Consider the following 17,898-nt stretch of genomic DNA (forward strand, 5'->3'; position numbering starts at 1 on the left):
CTGGGCCGAGCGTTTCCCTTGCAAGGATTGATTGCGACATGGCTTTGACCCTGGAACAACTGAATGCCGCCGATGCGGCCACCGCCACCGACCTGCTCGATGGCCTGTACGAGCACTCGCCCTGGATTGCCGCCAAGGCACTGGAGCAGCGACCCTTCAAGTCCATGGCGCATATCAAGCACGCCATGGCCAAGGTGCTGGCCGAGTCCAGCGAGCAGGCCCAGCTCGATCTGATCCGCGCTCACCCGGAGCTGGCCGGCAAGCAGATGGAGACCAACACGCTCACCGCCGAATCGACGAATGAGCAGAAGAAGGCTGGCCTGACCAACTGCACGCCCGAAGAACTGGAGCACATCCGCAAGCTCAATGCCGAATACGGCAAGCGCTTCGGCTTCCCCTTCATCCTGGCCGTGCGCGGCGCGCGCGGTCTGGGTCTGAGCAAGGCCGAGATCATTGCGACCTTCGAACGCCGCATGTTCAACCACCCTGCCTACGAACAGGCCGAGGCACTGCGCAACATCCACCGCATCGCCGAGATCCGCCTGAACGACAAGTTCGGCTACGAGCCCGTCGAAGGCAACGAAGTCTGGGACTGGCAGGAACGCCTGTCCACCAACAGCGACCCCGGTTACGCCGAAAAAGGCCAGCTGACGGTGACCTATCTGACCGACGCCCACCGCGCCTGCGCCCAGCGCATCAGCCACTGGATGCGCGAGATCGGCTTCGACGAGGTCGAGATCGACGCCGTGGGCAATGTGGTGGGCCGCTACAAGGCCGCCACCGAAGGCGCCAAGACCCTGCTGACCGGCAGCCACTACGACACCGTGCGCAACGGCGGCAAGTACGACGGCCGCCTGGGCATCTTTGTGCCCATGGCCTGCGTCAAGCAACTGGCCGAGCAAGGCAAGCGTCTGCCCTTCAACATCGAAGTGGTGGGTTTCTCGGAAGAGGAAGGTCAACGCTACAAGGCCACCTTCCTGGGCTCGGGCGCCCTGGTGGGCGACTTCAAGCAGGAATGGCTGGAGCAAAAGGACGCCGACGGCATCACGCTGCGCGAAGCCATGCTGCATGCCGGCCTGTGCATCGACGACATCCCCAAGCTGGAACGTGACCCCGCCAAGTACCTGGGCTTTGTGGAAGTTCACATCGAGCAGGGCCCCGTGCTCAACGAGCTGGACATTCCCCTGGGCATCGTCACCTCCATCAACGGCAGTGCCCGCTATGTCTGCGAATTCATCGGCATGGCCAGCCACGCAGGCACCACGCCCATGGACCGCCGCCGCGACGCCGCCGCCGGCGTGGCCGAGCTGTCGCTGTACATCGAAAAGCGCGCCGGCCAGGATGGCGACAGCGTGGCCACCATCGGCCAGCTGAACGTGCCTTCAGGCTCGGTCAACGTGGTGCCCGGCCGCTGCCAGTTCTCGCTGGACCTGCGCGCGCCCACCAACGAGCAGCGCGACGCAATGATCAACGACATCATGGCCGAGATGGCTGCGATCGCCGAACGCCGCGGCCTTCGCTACACCACCGATCTGTCCATGAAGGCAGCGGCTGCGCCCAGCGCTCCCGAATGGCAGAAACGCTGGGAAAACGCTGTCGACGCACTGGGCGTGCCCCTGTTCCGCATGCCCAGCGGCGCCGGTCACGACGCCATGAAGCTGCACGAAATCATGCCTCAGGCCATGTTGTTCGTGCGCGGCATGAACGCCGGCATCAGCCACAACCCGCTGGAAGCCTCCACCTCCGACGACATGCAACTGTCCGTGGATGCCTTCACCCACCTCCTCCACCAACTGGCTCAAGAACAGCAATGACCAATATGAATCAAGACAAGCAAGCCACCTACGCCGCCATCGATGCATGGATTGACGAGCACTTCGACGAAGAAGTGAAGTTTCTGCAGGCCATGGTGCAAGTGCCCACGGACACGCCTCCCGGCAACAACGCACCCCACGCCGAACGCACTGCCGAGCTGATCAAAGGCTTCGGCTTCGACGCCGAGAAGCACGTCGTGCCCGAAGCCGACGTCAAGGCCTATGGCATGGAGTCCATCACCAACCTGATCGTGCGCCGCCCCTACGGTGACGGTGGCCGCACCATCGCCCTGAACGCCCACGGCGACGTGGTGCCTCCGGGCGAAGGCTGGACCAAGGATCCCTACGGCGCCGAGATCGAAGACGGCAAGCTCTATGGCCGCGCCGCTGCCGTGAGCAAGAGCGACTTCGCCTCCTTCACCTTCGCCGTGCGTGCTCTGGAAGCCGTGGCCAAGCCCTCCAAGGGCGCGGTGGAGCTGCACTACACCTACGACGAAGAGTTCGGCGGCATCATGGGCCCCGGCTGGCTGCTGGAAAAGGGCCTGACCAAGCCCGACCTGATGATCGCAGCAGGCTTCAGCTACGAAGTCGTTACTGCTCACAACGGCTGCCTGCAGATGGAAATCACCGTGCAGGGCAAGATGGCGCACGCCGCCGTGCCCCACACCGGCGTGGACGCGCTGCAAGCCACGGCCGTGCTGCTGACTGCTCTGTACGGCGAAAACGTCAAGTACAAGCAAGTCACTTCGCAAGTGCCCGGCATCAAGCACCCCTACCTGAACGTCGGCCGCATCGACGGCGGCACCAACACCAACGTGGTGCCCGGCAAGGTCATGCTCAAGATCGACCGCCGCATGATTCCTGAAGAGAATCCCGTGGAAGTCGAAGCCAGCATCCGTGCTGTGATCGCCAAGGCCATCGAAGACTTCAATACCCAGGGCGGCTACACCGGCGAAGACGCCGTGCGCGTGGACATCAAGCGCCTGCTGCTGGCCAACGCCATGACCCCCCTGGACGGCAACAAGCCCCTGGTGGACGCCATCCAGAAGCATGGCGAAGCCATCTTCGGCGAAGTGCCTCCTGCAGTGGGCACGCCTCTGTACACCGACGTGCGCCTGTACGTCGAGCGCGGCATCCCCGGCGTGATCTACGGCGCCGGCCCCCGCACCGTGCTGGAATCGCATGCCAAGCGCTCCGACGAGCGCCTGGTGCTGGAAGACCTGCGCCGTGCCACCAAGGTGGTGGCCCGCTCGCTGGTGGACCTGACTGCCTGAGCACCAAACACCGTTTGAACGCCTAGCCTTCTTCTGTCTGGATGGAGGTTTTTCAAGGAGCCGGGATTCGTCCGGGCTCTTTTTTTATGTGCGCGACACCAGCAGGCCGGCGGGCATTTGCTCGGCATGGCTCAGGTCCACATGGCTGGCCAGAAAATCCAGCACCGCCCGCGTCCTTACTGGCAACTGGCCGGGCTTGCCCACATACACGGCATGGATGGGCTGCAGATCCCCGGGATTGAATTCCTCCAGCAACACCTGCAGCCTGCCCGCATGCAAATCGTCCCAGGCGTGATAGAGCGACAGCCGCGCCAGGCCCGCCCCGGCCTTGGCCAGATTGGCCATGGCTTCGCCATCGTTGACGCGCAGCACCTCCCCCATGCTCACCGTCACCGCCTTGCCCGCCACCACAAACGGCCAGTGCGGTATGGCTCGCGGGTAGTTCCAGCCGATGCGCACATGGCCTGCCAGCTCATCGGGATGCGCCGGTCTGCCAAAGCGCTGCAGATAGTCCGGCGAGGCCACGATCACCTGGCGCGTGTGCCCCAGCTTGCGCGCCACCATGTCCGAAGACGGCAGCTCTCCCCAGCGCAAGGCGATATCGGCGCGAGCCGCTATCAGGTCCACGACATGATCGGTAAAGCTGAGGTCCAGCTGCAGGCCCGGCCAGGTCCGCATCAGCGGACCGACCAGAGGCACCAGCAGGCGGTTGCCCGTGGACGAGCTGGCATTGATGCGCACCACGCCGGTGGGCTGGCCCTGCCGGGTGACCGAGGATTCCAGCGCCAGCCAGTCCGCCAGCAACTGCCGGCCCTGCTCCAGCAACTGCTCTCCCTCGGCCGTCAGCTCCAGCCGCCGGGTGCTGCGGCGCAGCAGTTGCACGCCCAGCCGGGTTTCGAGCCTGGCCACGATCTTGCTGACCGCCGAGGGCGAGACCTCGCGCAGACGCGCCGCTGCCGAGAAGCTGCCCTGCTGGGCCACCTGCACAAAGGTCTGCAGCTCCACAAAGCGGTCCGCGCTGTGCTCCTGCAGCGAAGGCATAGCCATGGAATTCTTCATGAATCACATCATAAAGATGCCATTTATTCCCCACAGGAACAAATGCATGTCCGCATCAAGGGCTAGCGCACCTTCTGCCACAGGTTCACAGTTCAGCCCTTCGCGGAATTTTCACAAGGACGTTTTCATGCCTGCAGCATTGCTTGCTCTGGCCGCCGGTGCCTTCGGCATCGGAACCACGGAATTCATCATCATGGGCCTGCTGACCCAGGTCAGCCAGGATCTTCATATCTCCATCCCCACGGCGGGCACGCTGATCTCGGGCTATGCCGTGGGCGTCGCCGTGGGCGCTCCCGTTCTCACTCTGGCCTCGCGCCGCTGGCCGCGCAAGCTGCTGCTGCTGAGCCTGATGCTGCTGTTCATCGCCGGCAATGCCGCCGCCGCCCTGGCGCCCAGCTATGGCTGGCTGCTGGCAGCACGCGTGCTGACCTCGCTGACCCACGGCACCTTCTTCGGCGTGGGCGCAGTCGTCGCCACGCAACTGGTGGCGCCCGAGAAGAAAGCCTCGGCCATCGCGCTGATGTTTTCCGGCCTGACCCTGGCCACGCTGCTGGGCGTTCCCTTCGGCACCTGGATCGGCCAGCACTGGGGTTGGCGCATGGCATTTGCCAGCGTCAGCGGCATAGGCGTGGTCGCACTGCTGATCCTGCTGCGCCATGTGCCACGCGCACTCAGCATGCCCAGCCCTCAGGGCCTGACCCAGGAGCTGACCGTGCTGCGCAATGGCGCCATGTGGCGTGGTCTGCTGTTGACGGTGATCGGCTTTGCCGGCGTCTTCACCCTCTATACCTATATAGAGCCGCTGCTGACCCAGATCACGGGAATGGACAACCGCATGATCGCCTTCACCCTTCTGCTGTTCGGGGCGGGCCTGGCCCTGGGCAACCATGCGGGCGGCAAGCTGGCCGACCGCTTTGGCGTACAGCGCGCACTATGGGTATCGCTGGCCGCCCTGATGCTAGTGCTGATCGCGGGCCGCTGGATGTTTGCCAGCACGCCCCTGGCCATTGCCTTTGTGCTGCTGCTGGGCATTGCCGCCTTTGCCACCGTGGCGCCGCTGCAGATGGGCGTGCTGCAATCTGCAGGCGAGGCCGGTATGAATCTGGCGTCCAGCCTCAATATCGCGGCCTTCAATCTGGGCAATGCCCTGGGTGCCTGGCTAGGCGGAGCGGTGATCGCGCAGGGCATGAGCCTGACTTGGCTGGCCTGGGCTGCCGCCATGCCTGCAGCAGCAGCGCTGCTCATGGCCAGCTTCGCGCCACGTCAGAGCAGTCCAGATCAGACTTCGGCCATGGCGGCGGGAATGCACTGAAACTCAGGCGCGGCACCAAGGCGGCACAAGGCGGCAGCCTGCCTGCAGCAACGCAAACGAACTCCACTCCAAGGCGACCTCAAGGTCGCCTTTTTTGCTTGTGCAGCAACTCGGCATGGTTTTTGCAGCAGCTTAGGCCCCATGGCAAGGCATGAACTCTTTGCAGGCCCCATGCACGCTTTTGCACAGCGGTGCACCAATTCTGGGCTTGACGCCTTTTTTTTCACCTTCTTCAACGCTAATGCATGCAAGCTGCCTCAAGGTGGCAACGCACTTTCTTTCACTAGATGTTTCAAGACCCGAAACCTGCGCACGCATAACCGGAGCCAGATTCCTTGCAATTGCATATCGCGCAATTTTTGCTATTAAAAACAAAGCATCAATCGCTTGATATCAAATGATTTCAATATGTTTCATTCTGAAAATTAGAAAAACAAAGAGTCAGAAGCTACACATTTAATAGCAATCAGTAATTACCTTAGATGGTTATGCGTGAAAAACATAACTATTGATACCCCATCCAGAAACTGAATTTTGAGCAGGGTTTACCGCTAGATGCTGTGCGTTATGAGCTGTATACACTTTTTGTATGGATTGCATGCCATTCGCGAATCGCATGCCAACCTGAAGCCAATATAGAGTGAGGAGACATGTTTTTATGACATCCCAAGTGCATCCCGTGGATGAGGTTCTGCCATTTGGCAAGCTCACCGCCTTAGGTCTGCAGCACGTTCTGGTCATGTATGCCGGCGCCGTCGCCGTGCCGCTGATCGTGGGCCGTGCCCTGAACCTCCCCCCTGAGCAGGTCGCGCACCTGATCTCCGCCGACCTGTTCGTCTGCGGCCTGGTCACCCTGATCCAGGCCATGGGTGCGACCCAGTGGTTCGGCATCAAACTGCCTGTGATGATGGGCGTGACCTTTGCCAGCGTGGCCCCCATGGTGTCCATGGCACAGAGTACCGGCGGCAATGCCGGCGCAGGCCTGATCTTTGGCTCGGTGATAGGCGCGGGGGTGATCTCCATCCTCATTGCGCCGCTCATCAGCCGCATGCTGCGCTTCTTCCCACCGGTCGTGACCGGCACCATCATCGCCGTCATCGGCATCAGCCTGATGCGTGTGGGCATCAACTGGATCTTCGGCAACCCCGTGGGCCCGACCGCCCCCTCCGTGCCCAACCCCGAGCACCTGAAGTGGCTGGCCGAGGCCCAGGCCATGGCCGGCGCTCCCGGCTCCTCGCTGCCCGCCATCCCCAAGGGCTTCTCGGTGCTGCCCACCATGCCCAACCCCAAGTACGCCGATCTGCAAGGCGCGGCGGTCTCGGGCATCGTGCTGCTGTCCATCCTGCTGATCGCACGCTTTGCCAAGGGCTTCCTGGCCAATATCTCGGTGCTGATGGGCATCTTGATCGGCGGCGTGATCTCCGTGGCCATGGGCCTGATGAACTTCGAGAAGGTCGCCAAGGCCGAGTGGTTCACGCTGGTACTGCCCTTCCAGATCGCCATGCCCGTCTTCGACCCCATCCTGATCCTGACCATGAGTCTGGTGATGGTGGTCGTGATGATCGAATCCACCGGCATGTTCCTGGCCCTGGGCGACATGGCCAAGCGCGACATCACACAGGACGAACTGACCCGCGGTCTGCGCACCGACGGTCTGGGCACCCTGATCGGCGGCATCTTCAACACCTTCCCCTACACCAGCTTCTCCCAGAACGTGGGTCTGGTGGCCGTGACCGGCGTGCTCAGCCGCTGGGTCTGCGTGGCCGGTGGCGTGATCCTGATCGTTCTGGGCGTGCTGCCCAAGATGGGCGCGCTGATCGAATCCCTGCCCACCGTGGTTCTGGGCGGCGCGGGTCTGGTGATGTTCGGCATGGTGGCCTCCACCGGCATCCGCATCCTGGCCAACGTGGATTTCCGCAACAACAAGAACAACGCCATGATCGTGGCAGTGTCCATCGGCGTGGGAATGATTCCTCTGGTTGCCCCTAATTTCCGTCAGTGGATGCCCCATTCCATCCATCCGCTGATTGAATCCGGTATCCTGCTGTCCTCGATTACCGCCGTGGCATTGAATCTTTTCTTTAACGGAGCCGCCAAAGACAACAGCGCTGCCATCAACGCAGCACGTGAGGCTGACGCTCACTAAACGCCAGCCCGAAGCAAACGCTGGCTTACCCGCCGGCCCAAGCCCCCTGCCGCCCCACAGTGCGCCAGGGGGTTTATTGTCGATATAGTTGAAGCAAAACAGACCTGACTCAAAATGCTTCTTGCCATCCGGTAAGCTCCGAGAAGCAACTTGCTGATAAATATTTCGTATGACACAAAACCTGTCCTCCGCCGAACAAGCCCTGCGCGATGCGGCCCGCGAATACCACCGCAGCCCCGTCAAAGGCAAGATTTCCGTCACTCCTACCAAGCCCCTGTCCAACCAGCGTGACCTGTCCCTGGCCTACTCGCCAGGCGTGGCCTATCCCTGCCTGGACATCGAGGCGGACCCCTCCACTGCGGCCGAATACACCTCGCGCGGCAACCTGGTCGGCGTGATCACCAACGGTACCGCCGTGCTGGGTCTGGGCGATATCGGCCCGCTGGCTTCCAAGCCCGTGATGGAAGGCAAGGGTTGCCTGTTCAAGAAGTTTGCCGGCGTGGACGTGTTCGACATCGAACTGGCCGAGCGCGATCCCGACAAGCTCATCGACATCATTGCCTCGATGGAACCCACCCTGGGCGGCATCAACCTGGAAGACATCAAGGCTCCCGAGTGCTTCTACATCGAGCAGGAGCTGTCCAAGCGCATGAACATTCCGGTGTTCCATGACGACCAGCACGGCACGGCCATCATCTCCAGCGCCGCTTTGCTCAATGGCCTGGAACTGGTGGGCAAGGACATCGGCTCCGTCAAGGTGGCCGTCTCCGGCGCCGGCGCGGCAGCCATTGCCTGCGTCGACGTGATGGTGGGCCTGGGCATCAAGCGCTCCAACGTCTACATGGTGGACTCCAAGGGCGTGATCTACGAAGGCCGCCCCGGTGGTCTGGACGCCTCCAAGCAGCGCTACGCGCAGAACACCGAAGCCCGCACCCTGGCCGACGTGGTCGACGGCGCCGACGTGTTCCTGGGCTGCTCGGCTCCCGGCGTGCTGACTGCCGACATGGTCAAGACCATGGCCGACAAGCCAATCATCCTGGCCCTGGCCAACCCCGAGCCCGAGATTCGCCCCGAACTGGCCAAGGCCATCCGCCCGGACTGCATCGTGGCCACCGGCCGCTCCGACTATCCCAACCAGGTCAACAACGTCCTGTGCTTCCCCTACATCTTCCGTGGCGCGCTGGACTGCGGCGCCACCAAGATCACCGAAGCCATGAAGCTGGCCTGCGTGCGTGAAATTGCCGCCCTGGCCAAGCAGGACGTCAGCGACGAAGTCGCTGCCGCCTACCAGGGCAAGGAGCTGACCTTCGGCCCCGACTACCTGATCCCCACGCCCTTCGATACGCGCCTGATCCTGCGCATCGCTCCCGCAGTGGCCCAGGCTGCCGCCGAATCCGGTGTCGCCACCCGCCCCATCGAGGACATCGCCGCCTACCGCGAAAGCCTGACCCGCTTCGTCTACCAGACCAGCATGTTCATGCGCCCCGTGTTTGCAGCCGCCAAGGCCAATCTGCAGCGCGTGGCCTATGCCGAAGGTGAAGACGAGCGCGTGCTGCGTGCCGTGCAGGTTGCCGTGGACGACGGCCTGGCCAAGCCCATCCTGATCGGTCGCCCCGCCGTCATCGAAGCCCGCATTGCCAAGGCCGGCCTGCGCATGCAACTGGGCAAGGACGTGGAAATCTGCAACCCCGAAGATGATCCCCGCTTCCGCCAGTACTGGGAAACCTATCACAAGCTGATGGGCCGCAACGGCGTCACCCCCGAAGCCGCCAAGGCTGCGGTGCGCCGCTCCAACACCCTGATCGCTGCCCTGATGGTGCATCTGGGTGATGCCGACGCCATGCTGTGTGGCCTGGTGGGCCGTTTCGACAGCCACCTGGCCCATCTGGAAGACGTGCTGGGCCTGAAGAAGGGCACCAACGAGTTCGCAACGGTGAACGCCGTCATGCTGGAATCCGGCACGCTGTTCGTGGCCGACACCTACATCAACGACGCTCCCAGCGCCGAAGAACTGGCCGAGATCGCCAAGATGGCTGCCGACGAAGTGGCCCGCTTCGGCCTGCCACCCAAGGTGGCCTTCCTTTCGCACAGCAACTACGGCTCGTCCACACGCGGCTCGGCCCGCAAGATGCGCGCTGCACGCGACCTGTTCGCTGCCGCCAACCCCGGCATCGAATGCGATGGCGAAATGCATGGCGATGCGGCCCTGGACGCCAACGTGCGCAGCCACTCACTGCTGGAGTCCTCGCTGACCGGCGCAGCCAACGTGCTGATCTGCCCCAACCTCGACGCCGCGAACATTCTGTTCAACGTGCTCAAGACCACGGGCGGCCATGGCACCACCATCGGCCCCATCCTGATGGGCTGCTCGGCTTCCGCCCACGTGCTGACCCCCTCCTCCACCGTGCGCCGTGTGGTCAACATGACCGCTCTGGCAGCAGCTCAGGCCATCGCACTGCGCAGCTGATCCTGCGCAATCTCTCGGGCATCCCGCCCGAGGCAGCAACAGAACGCCCTTAGGGGCGTTTTGTTTTGCCCTATGCCGAGCCTTGAGCTTTGAACCCTGCGTTCATTCACGACTGCCTGTAACGCGCGCAGCAAACGCTCATGTCAGGCGCCAAGATGAAAAATGAACGCCAGTCGAGATACAGCAAGCGCCATGTGCTATGGTTTTCATAAACAAAGCAAAATGCGCGCAATGCCGAACGGCGCACAATCCTTGTGTAGAATCCTGCCATCCGGAGGTTTGGGTGAGTGGTTTAAACCAGCAGTCTTGAAAACTGCCGAAGGAGTGATCCTTCCGTGAGTTCGAATCTCACAGCCTCCGCCACGACAAAGAAGCAACCCCTTGATTTATCAAGGGGTTTTTCTTTTTCAAGCCTCAACGGTATGCCATTTGGTATGCCATGGCATGTTAGCTGCAGTTAGACCTGTTTGGAGATAACCGCCACAAGCACCTGCGCCTTGATCCCCGTGTAACAGGCCCAACCTCTAGCCATTGATTGCATGCAGGGAGTGCAATTTCCGCTTAAGGCTGATATGAGTCACTGGCTGCACATTGCCTGGATCACCGCGTTTTTAATCAGCGGTCACTTGACTTCTAAGACGAGGCGCCAGCGCAAGCTGGTCCCCGTCGTTATTATCTTGGCTCAAGCGCCCTAGGTGCTCGGTTGCCACCTGCGCCGCGGCATGAGCTATTTCCAGAGATCGCGGATCGCCAATCTGTTGCTCCATCCCGATTTCGATTGCAGGCGCGGGACATGGGCCAATGATCGATTGGACTGAGATGGTGTCAGCGTAGATAGAGCTGTTCTCAAGGGGGTTAGCTTCGACCTATTGAGAACATGGTGGCAGTTCATTTCATGACTTGCATTATCAGAGGTCGTGGATTTTCGATTTTTCATAGGTTCCGCGATGAGTCGATGTGCCGAAGATTGCGTCGCTGTGTTCAGTCACGGCAAACTTCATAGTTGTATGGCGATTGCAGGCTCGAGTCTGAAAGGCAGGCCCTTATCGCCCGGAGAAGCGCACTGCAGTCAGAACATGCCCGCCCATCAGTAACAATACGCTGTGAAACTCAGAAATGGCCCCCACGGTGTCCACCTTTTCGACCGCGATACCGGCATCAACGTCCTGCTTGACGAAATCCGGCCGGACCGCAATGCATGGTCAAAGGCCCCGCGCCAGGTCTCGATCGCACTGCTCAATCTCTGTGACCTGCACTGCGGCTACTGTTACGCCCCCAAACACAAGGCCTGCCTGACGCCGGCTCAGGTCCTGGCTTGGCTCCAGGAGCTGGACCAGGCTGGATGCCTGGGGGTGGGTTTTGGCGGTGGCGAACCCACACTGCACCCGCAGTTTGCCGACATCTGCCAGCAGGCCGCTGCAAACACCCAGATGGCCATCACATTCACCACCCACGGCCACCGCCTCAGCCAGGGCCTGCTGGACCAGCTGCAGGGTGCGGTACATTTCGTGCGTGTCAGCGTGGACGGCGTGGACGCCACCTATGAACGACTGCGCGGCCGCAAATTCACAGCCCTGCGCCAGAACCTGGACCGACTCTCAGCTCGCATCCGCCTGGGCATCAACGTGGTGGTCAACCAGCACACGGTCGCAGAGCTCGATCAGCTCGCCGCAATGGCAGCGGACGTTGGAGCGCGCGAACTGCTTCTGCTGCCGCAGCAGCCCACTGCGTCAGTAGCGGGCCTCGATGCCACGAGCTGCCAGCAACTGCAAGACTGGGTCAGCAGCTACGATGGCCCGGTGAGGCTCGCTGTCAGCGAGGCCGGGGCGGATGGACTTCCTACTTGCGACCCGCTGCCGGATGAGCGTGGCCTGCAGGCCTATGCTCACATCGATGCCACCGGCCGGTTGCGGGCCAGCTCCTATGGGACTGCCGCCGTCGCCATCGAACACACCGGCGTGATGCATGCACTGGCGCGCTTGCGCACCATATCGACCATCCAAAGGGAGGCAACCACATGAAGGTTTGGGACGGATACGGGTCCGAGCACTCGATGAACCTGGTGTTGATCGGGAAGTTCAAGGAGGCGCTGGACGCCGAAAAGGCCAACAAGGCGATCGACGCGCTGATGCAGCGGGTCGCGCACGAAGACGCGCAATCGCATTTCCCGATGCAGCCCCAGAACCAGCGTTACTCAGACGAGATGCTGACGCTCTTGGGCAAGCTTGAGCTCTTCACCCTGAGCCCCGAGGATCTCGAGCAGTTGCGCTTCGACCATGACGTCAAGCTCGATGGCGACCAGATCACGGTCAAGACGGACGAGGCTGACGTGTCGGTATTTTTGAAGATCTTTGTCGACGGCGGAGCCAAGGTGGAGGTGTTTTCGCGGCACGATTACCCAAGTCCTGCGGCCCCCAACGCTGAGGGGCCGAGATCCCATGCCTGAGACCAACTGGGAAGTCTTCACGCAGCTGCCTGGTGCTGCCGAAACCAATTTCGAAAAGCTCTGCCGTGCACTGGTGCGCCGCCATTACGGGCGTTTTGGCCACTTCAAGGAGCTGGCCAACCAGGCCGGCGTTGAATTTCATCTGCAGCTGACCCAGTCCTGTGAGCTCGGAGCCCCACCGCAATGGATCGGCTGGCAGTGCAAGTGGTACCAGCTCGAGCGCGGCAGGGCGCTGGGCGCCAACCGCCGTGCCAAGATTCGTGAAGGCATCGAAAAAACCCGGGAACACGTTCCGGGGGTGAACGTCTGGAAGCTTTGGACACGCCACCCCTTGACGCGCGCCGACCAGACCTGGTTCTACGGGCTGGCTGCCGATTTTCCCGGTCTCACGCTGGAACTGCTGACCGCCGACGACATCGACGACCTGCTCACCGGCCCTGGCGCGCTGCTGCGCGCCTCGTATTTCGGCGAACTGGTACTCACTCCGACGGCCTTGGCGGAACAGTACAGGCTGGCGGCGGCTCCCTTCAGGCGCCGCTACCAGCCCGAGGTACATGTCGTCGGCAACACCGAGCGGCAGGTGCAGCGCCTTCTCGGCGGGGCGGGGGCCTGGGGCCGACTGACCGAAATTGCCCGCGCAATTGCCCACGATGCGACAGTGATCGAGGCATCGATTGCAGACTTGCCGCAAGCACTTGCACAGCAGGTCCAAGACCTACTGAAATCGGCCAGGGGCACGGCAGACCTCCTCCAAGCGCTTCACGCAGCCCTCGAGGCCGGCAATTTCGATGGCGCCCACCAGTTGCTCGGGGCTCACCCGCCGGAACCGATCCGGTTTCGCACCATTTTGTCGAGACTGCGCAGCGTGCGATCTCCGGCGGCCCTGCGCAGTACCAATCTGGTCGCTGACCTGCACAGTGCGGCCCTGCAGCGGCGCCGCCTCGAGAAAGCGATCAGCCTGGGCGCGGTTGCCATACTCGCCGGTGCCGGCCAGGGCAAGTCCGAACTCGCGGTGCGACTCACGCAGCCCGATGGAGATTTTCCGGGCGGGGTCCTGCTCCTGGGCAAAAACCTGCATGCACGCCAAGGGCTCGATGAGCTGGTCGGGGCCTGCAAGATCGCAGGACAGCCGCCCGGTTCATTCGAGCGGCTGGCCGAAGCAGTCGATGCAGCGGGCCAGCGCGCCGGCCGGCGCCTGCCCATCGTCATCGACGGCCTCAACGAGGCCGAAGACCCCCGCGTCTGGCGTGATGAGCTCGCCAGGGCGCAAGAGCTGTTGCAGGCATTCCCCTACGTCCTGCTGGTCGTGACGCTGCGCGACGAGTTCACGCCGATGTGCCTGCCCGAGGATCTGCCGACGATGCAGCACAAGGGCTTCGACAGGGACCGACAGGTCGCGCTCGACACCTACTTCCAACACTACAAGATCGACGCCACCGATGTGGAGCTACCGCTGGAGTTCCTGCAGCATCCGTTGACGCTGCGCATCTACTGCGAGGTGGCCAACCCGACCCGCGCGCATTTCGTCGGGGTTGAGGCCCTGCCCAACTCCCTCACCGCACTCTTCGAGGAACATTTCAAAAGGGTCGCCGCCCGTATCGCCGACCTGGCCCCAAGCACCCATCGCATCCACCAGGACGAAGTCCAGGAGGCGCTGCTGAAGATCGCGGGACACCTCTGGGAACACAACACACGCAGCATGGAGTTCCAGGCCGCGCGCAGCGCAATCAACCAAGGCGCTCCGTGGGACCAGAGCATGCTGTGCGCGCTGGAGTCCGCAGACGTTCTAATCCGCACCAGCCAGGCCGCAAACGACCAGGGCGTGGCATTCCCGTACGATTTAATGGCCGGGCATCTGCAGGCGCGTTACCTGCTCACCAAGCCGGAACTGGCAAGCTGGCTGCGTAGCGCGGAAGCGGAGGGTTTGTTCCAGCATGATCCCTACCAAAGCAGTCACACGTTTGGACGCGATGTGCTGCAAGCACTGGTGTCGCTCTATCCAAGCTACCGCCAGGGCCGACAGCTCTGGCAGGACCTTCCCGACAGCCTGCAGCAGATAGCCGTCCTGATGACGGTCCAGTCGGACCCTGCCCACATCCGGCGAGAAACGGTCGAGCGGTTCGGCCACTACATGGCCGCATCCGAGGAGTTCTCCAAGGCCGCTTTCGGATGGCTGCGCCGCACACGCGCGGCTCGTGGCCACCCCTACGACATCAACTTCCTGCACTGCGTGCTGGCCGGATGGAGCAATACCCGGCGTGACCTCTGGTGGTCCTCCTGGCTCCTGCGAGAGGCCGACACCATCGAAGAGGATCTGAAGTCTCTGGCGGTCCGATGGGAAGCGGCTTCGCCCGACGAACGTGATATCCGTCGCGCGCGCTGGGTCATGTGGACGCTGACCACGACCTCGCGCCACATGCGCGATCTAGCGACCAAGGCACTGTTCCAGTTTGCCCTCGCCCGGCCGACAGAGTATTTCCGCTTGGCCATCGATGCCCTGGGCATTTCCGATCCTTACGTACCCGAGCGCGTCCTGGCCGCCGGCTACGGGGCGGCCCTGAGCACCTGGTCCGACCTGAACGCATGCGAGATGCGGACCGCCCTGCCTCAGGTGGCCCCGCAGATCGTCGCGACCATGTTCCACCCCGACGCGCCCCACCCGAGCTGGCATGCGTTACTGCGCCAGTACGCCCTGGGCATCATCGCCCTGGCGCGCCTAATCGACCCGGGGTGTATCGCGCACGAGGATGCCAGTTTCCTGGTCGCCCCATTCGCACACCTGCCGTCTCCCTTCGACCAGTTGCCCGCCTATGAGGAAGTGGCCATCGAAGAGACTGCCGACTCCGCCATCCGTATGGACTTCGGCAACTACACCATGGGCCGGCTCATTCCGCATCGCGCCAACTATGACGACGAGCATCCGGTGTACCAGCAGGTGCGCCGTGCCGTCGTCGCGCGCATGTTGCAACTGGGCTATGACCCTGAGCAGTTCGATCCTGTCGACCATGGCACGCCCTCGCGCTCTCGCATGCACGAGCCTGGAAAAATCGATCGTTTTGGCAAGAAGTACAGCTGGATCGCTTACTTCGAGATGTGGGGCACGCGTCACGCACGGGGCCTGCTCGACGAGGACCGCGACGGCCGGCCTTCGGACGCAGACATAGACCCCACCTTCCCACCGGAAGCCCGGACGCTGGCCTTGCCAACTGGTGAGCTGTTTGCAGGCGAACTCAATGACATTGGCGCATGGATCTTGCAAGGTCCGAGCCCCGACTATCGGCACATGCTGATCCTCGACCAAGTCGACGGCATGCCAGGCCCGTGGGTGGCGCTGGACGGATTCATCAAAGAAAACGCCCCCGACGATGACCGGCAGGTCTTCACGTTCTTGCGTGGTGTGTTTGTCGCGAGCAGCAAGGTTCGGACGCTGGGCCAGGTCTTCGACGACATGGAATACCCCGGCAACTACGCGATCCCGGAACAGCCTGAACACCATTACACCTACGCAGGGGAAATGCCATTCAAGGAAATTCCGGGTCTGACCGACGCGCCACACCACGTCCGCATGGTTGGACGCTACCGTGATGGGACTGCCTCGGATGACGACGAGTTCGAAGAAGAGGACGACCGCTACGAGCCGGACCAACAGCCCCGTGTGGGCGAGCGGGGATGGGGTAGCGGCGGCGTCCCGGTGGAACTTCCCGTGCAGCAATACTGTTGGGAGAGTTATCACAGCACACTCAACACCGCCGATACAACGAGCCTGCCCTCGACGGCTTTATGTGAGGGGCTGGGCCTGAGATTCCGCGCAGGACAGTGGGACCTGCATGACACACGCGGTGCCGCTTCGCTCTACCGCCAGGTGAGCCGCGAAAACGCAGCAGACGACGAACAAATCTCCGGCTGGATCTGTTTTCTGCGCGCGGACCTGCTCGAACGCTATCTCCAAGACAACGGCAAGTCGCTGGTGTGGCTCATGTGGGGCGAACGCGGTCTCCACCATCGCACCAGTCGCAATCGTTCCTTGCGCGAGTTCATCGCGAACCACAAGCACATTCACAAACGCAGAGACATCTACCGTTTCGCGAGGAGCGGAACAGTAGAACAGCTGGCCTCCTCGGCCCCATGAAGCCGCCGCGTGGGGCGGAAATGCCACAGGCTTGCCCCGACGCCACACGTCCGACATCAATACCTACCATCTGCTGCGAGGTCATGCCTTCCTGCATCAACCAGCCTGCCGTCTGCGCTAACGACTGCTTTATGCCAGGCTGCGTGAATTTGACGACTAAATGCCGATGACAGCAACCGCTGCGGAGCTGCCGCTGGGCAACCATCGGCGGCTAGAAGCTGGTCGATTCACATTGCATGACTGTTTGCTTCTGTGCTGCAGCTTGTATCTTTTTGTTGCAGGTATGCTTAGGGTATGGCGATTCCAGACTACCAATCTTGCATGCTTCCGTTTTTATCGTACCTAGCTGACGGGAGCGAACATTCGTTGCGAGAAACAGAAGAGGCTCTCGCAGAGCAATTTGGCCTTACACCTGCTGAAAGAGCGGAGCTATTGCCGAGTGGTCAGCAAGGTGTGTTCAAGAATCGGATTGGGTGGGCAAGAACGTACCTGAAAAAGGCTGGGCTGATTGAGGCTCCGAAGCGAGCTGTCTTCAGGATTACGGCTCGTGGGCAAGAGGTCTTGGCCTCCAAGCCATTGCGTATCGATTCGAAGTATCTGGAGCAGTGGCCAGAATTCATAGAGTTTCGTGACATCTCCAAAGCTGGTGCAGCTTCATCAAAAGTGGCAGAGCCAGCGCAATCTCCCAGTACCCCTGAAGAATCGATTGAAGAGGCATACCAAGGATTGAAGGAGCAGCTTGCGCAGGAGCTGCTGACCAAGATCCTGTCTTGTTCGCCAAGCTTCTTTGAGCAGCTTGTTGTGGAGCTGCTGGTCAAGATGGGGTATGGGGGCTCCCGCAAAGATGCGGGCGAGCGAATCGGCCAGACGGGCGATGGCGGTATCGATGGGATCATCAAAGAAGATCGACTTGGACTGGATACGATTTTCATCCAAGCTAAGCGCTGGCAGGGGTCAGTAGGTAGACCTGAAATCCAGAAGTTCGTCGGAGCACTGCAGGGCCAGAGAGCTAGGAAAGGTGTGTTCATCACCACCTCGTACTACACGGTGGACGCAATTGACTATGCATCGCGGATCGACACCAAGGTAGTACTGATTGATGGCAAGCAATTGGCAGCTCTGATGATTGACTTTGATGTTGGTGTTGCGGCATCAGCAGCCTATGTGGTCAAGAGAATTGACTCGGACTACTTTGAAGATATGTGATATGCCTTCGTAGGTGATCTTGGTGTTTTTACCGAGCCTTTCATC

Annotated in this window: 10 protein-coding genes and 1 tRNA gene; 10 read left to right on the plus strand and 1 reads right to left on the minus strand. The window is 61.8% G+C overall.

From position 1 onward, the window contains the following. The first annotated feature begins 38 nt into the window (after window positions 1–38). Complete coding sequence (gene uraD / locus Cth01_RS21230; protein ID WP_034359668.1) at window positions 39–1,814, plus strand: 2-oxo-4-hydroxy-4-carboxy-5-ureidoimidazoline decarboxylase; 1,776 nt, start codon at window positions 39–41, stop codon at window positions 1,812–1,814. Beyond that, complete coding sequence (locus Cth01_RS21235) at window positions 1,811–3,088, plus strand: M20 family metallopeptidase (RefSeq protein WP_003063718.1); 1,278 nt, start codon at window positions 1,811–1,813, stop codon at window positions 3,086–3,088. The genes uraD and Cth01_RS21235 overlap by 4 nt, the downstream gene beginning before the upstream one ends. Window positions 3,089–3,172: 84 nt before the next feature. Here Cth01_RS21235 and Cth01_RS21240 read toward each other — a convergent pair whose 3' ends face one another. Further along, on the minus strand, window positions 3,173–4,147 hold the full coding sequence (locus Cth01_RS21240; RefSeq protein ID WP_052703412.1) for a LysR family transcriptional regulator: 975 nt from the start codon (window positions 4,145–4,147) through the stop codon (window positions 3,173–3,175). A 127-nt stretch (window positions 4,148–4,274) separates the two neighbouring features. Here Cth01_RS21240 and Cth01_RS21245 point away from each other — a divergent pair, with 127 nt between their 5' ends. The 8 genes from Cth01_RS21245 to Cth01_RS21280 all read left to right on the plus strand — a co-directional run bounded on the left by Cth01_RS21245 (window position 4,275) and on the right by Cth01_RS21280 (window position 17,853). Further along, window positions 4,275–5,459: an MFS transporter gene (locus Cth01_RS21245; RefSeq protein WP_045840331.1), complete on the plus strand. Its 1,185-nt coding sequence runs from the start codon at window positions 4,275–4,277 to the stop codon at window positions 5,457–5,459. A 658-nt stretch (window positions 5,460–6,117) separates the two neighbouring features. Beyond that, window positions 6,118–7,605: a nucleobase:cation symporter-2 family protein gene (locus Cth01_RS21250; RefSeq protein WP_003063711.1), complete on the plus strand. Its 1,488-nt coding sequence runs from the start codon at window positions 6,118–6,120 to the stop codon at window positions 7,603–7,605. Window positions 7,606–7,774: 169 nt separating this feature from the next. Next, window positions 7,775–10,072 (plus strand): NADP-dependent malic enzyme, encoded by a 2,298-nt coding sequence (locus tag Cth01_RS21255; protein WP_034359675.1) that lies wholly within the window; start codon window positions 7,775–7,777, stop codon window positions 10,070–10,072. 273 nt (window positions 10,073–10,345) lie between these two features. After that, window positions 10,346–10,435, plus strand: a tRNA-Ser gene (locus Cth01_RS21260). 740 nt (window positions 10,436–11,175) lie between these two features. Further along, on the plus strand, window positions 11,176–12,093 hold the full coding sequence (locus Cth01_RS21265) for a radical SAM protein (RefSeq protein WP_045840332.1): 918 nt from the start codon (window positions 11,176–11,178) through the stop codon (window positions 12,091–12,093). Next, on the plus strand, window positions 12,090–12,518 hold the full coding sequence (locus Cth01_RS21270) for a DUF6375 family protein (RefSeq protein WP_045840333.1): 429 nt from the start codon (window positions 12,090–12,092) through the stop codon (window positions 12,516–12,518). Before Cth01_RS21265 ends, Cth01_RS21270 begins: the two co-directional genes overlap by 4 nt. Further along, the gene (locus Cth01_RS21275) at window positions 12,511–16,647 is read left to right on the plus strand and encodes an NACHT domain-containing protein (protein ID WP_045840334.1); all 4,137 of its coding nucleotides are present in this window, start codon (window positions 12,511–12,513) and stop codon (window positions 16,645–16,647) included. The genes Cth01_RS21270 and Cth01_RS21275 overlap by 8 nt, the downstream gene beginning before the upstream one ends. Before the next feature lie 294 nt (window positions 16,648–16,941). Next, window positions 16,942–17,853 carry a restriction endonuclease gene (locus tag Cth01_RS21280; protein WP_045840335.1) on the plus strand — a complete coding sequence of 304 codons (912 nt, stop codon included), beginning with the start codon at window positions 16,942–16,944 and terminating at the stop codon, window positions 17,851–17,853. Window positions 17,854–17,898 lie beyond the last annotated feature (45 nt).

The sequence above is a fragment of the Comamonas thiooxydans genome (assembly GCF_000964545.1).
GTDB classification, from domain to species: Bacteria; Pseudomonadota; Gammaproteobacteria; order Burkholderiales; family Burkholderiaceae_C; genus Comamonas; species Comamonas thiooxydans.

What these genes read in the sequence shown, in the direction of transcription:
- Cth01_RS21255 (WP_034359675.1), top strand. Translation starts at nt 7,775, where the DNA reads ATGACACAAAACCTGTCCTCCGCCGAACAAGCCCTGCGCGATGCGGCC.
- uraD (WP_034359668.1), top strand. Translation starts at nt 39, where the DNA reads ATGGCTTTGACCCTGGAACAACTGAATGCCGCCGATGCGGCCACCGCC.
- Cth01_RS21280 (WP_045840335.1), top strand. Translation starts at nt 16,942, where the DNA reads ATGGCGATTCCAGACTACCAATCTTGCATGCTTCCGTTTTTATCGTAC.
- Cth01_RS21250 (WP_003063711.1), top strand. Translation starts at nt 6,118, where the DNA reads ATGACATCCCAAGTGCATCCCGTGGATGAGGTTCTGCCATTTGGCAAG.
- Cth01_RS21275 (WP_045840334.1), top strand. Translation starts at nt 12,511, where the DNA reads ATGCCTGAGACCAACTGGGAAGTCTTCACGCAGCTGCCTGGTGCTGCC.
- Cth01_RS21245 (WP_045840331.1), top strand. Translation starts at nt 4,275, where the DNA reads ATGCCTGCAGCATTGCTTGCTCTGGCCGCCGGTGCCTTCGGCATCGGA.
- Cth01_RS21270 (WP_045840333.1), top strand. Translation starts at nt 12,090, where the DNA reads ATGAAGGTTTGGGACGGATACGGGTCCGAGCACTCGATGAACCTGGTG.
- Cth01_RS21235 (WP_003063718.1), top strand. Translation starts at nt 1,811, where the DNA reads ATGACCAATATGAATCAAGACAAGCAAGCCACCTACGCCGCCATCGAT.
- Cth01_RS21240 (WP_052703412.1), bottom strand. Translation starts at nt 4,147, where the DNA reads ATGAAGAATTCCATGGCTATGCCTTCGCTGCAGGAGCACAGCGCGGAC.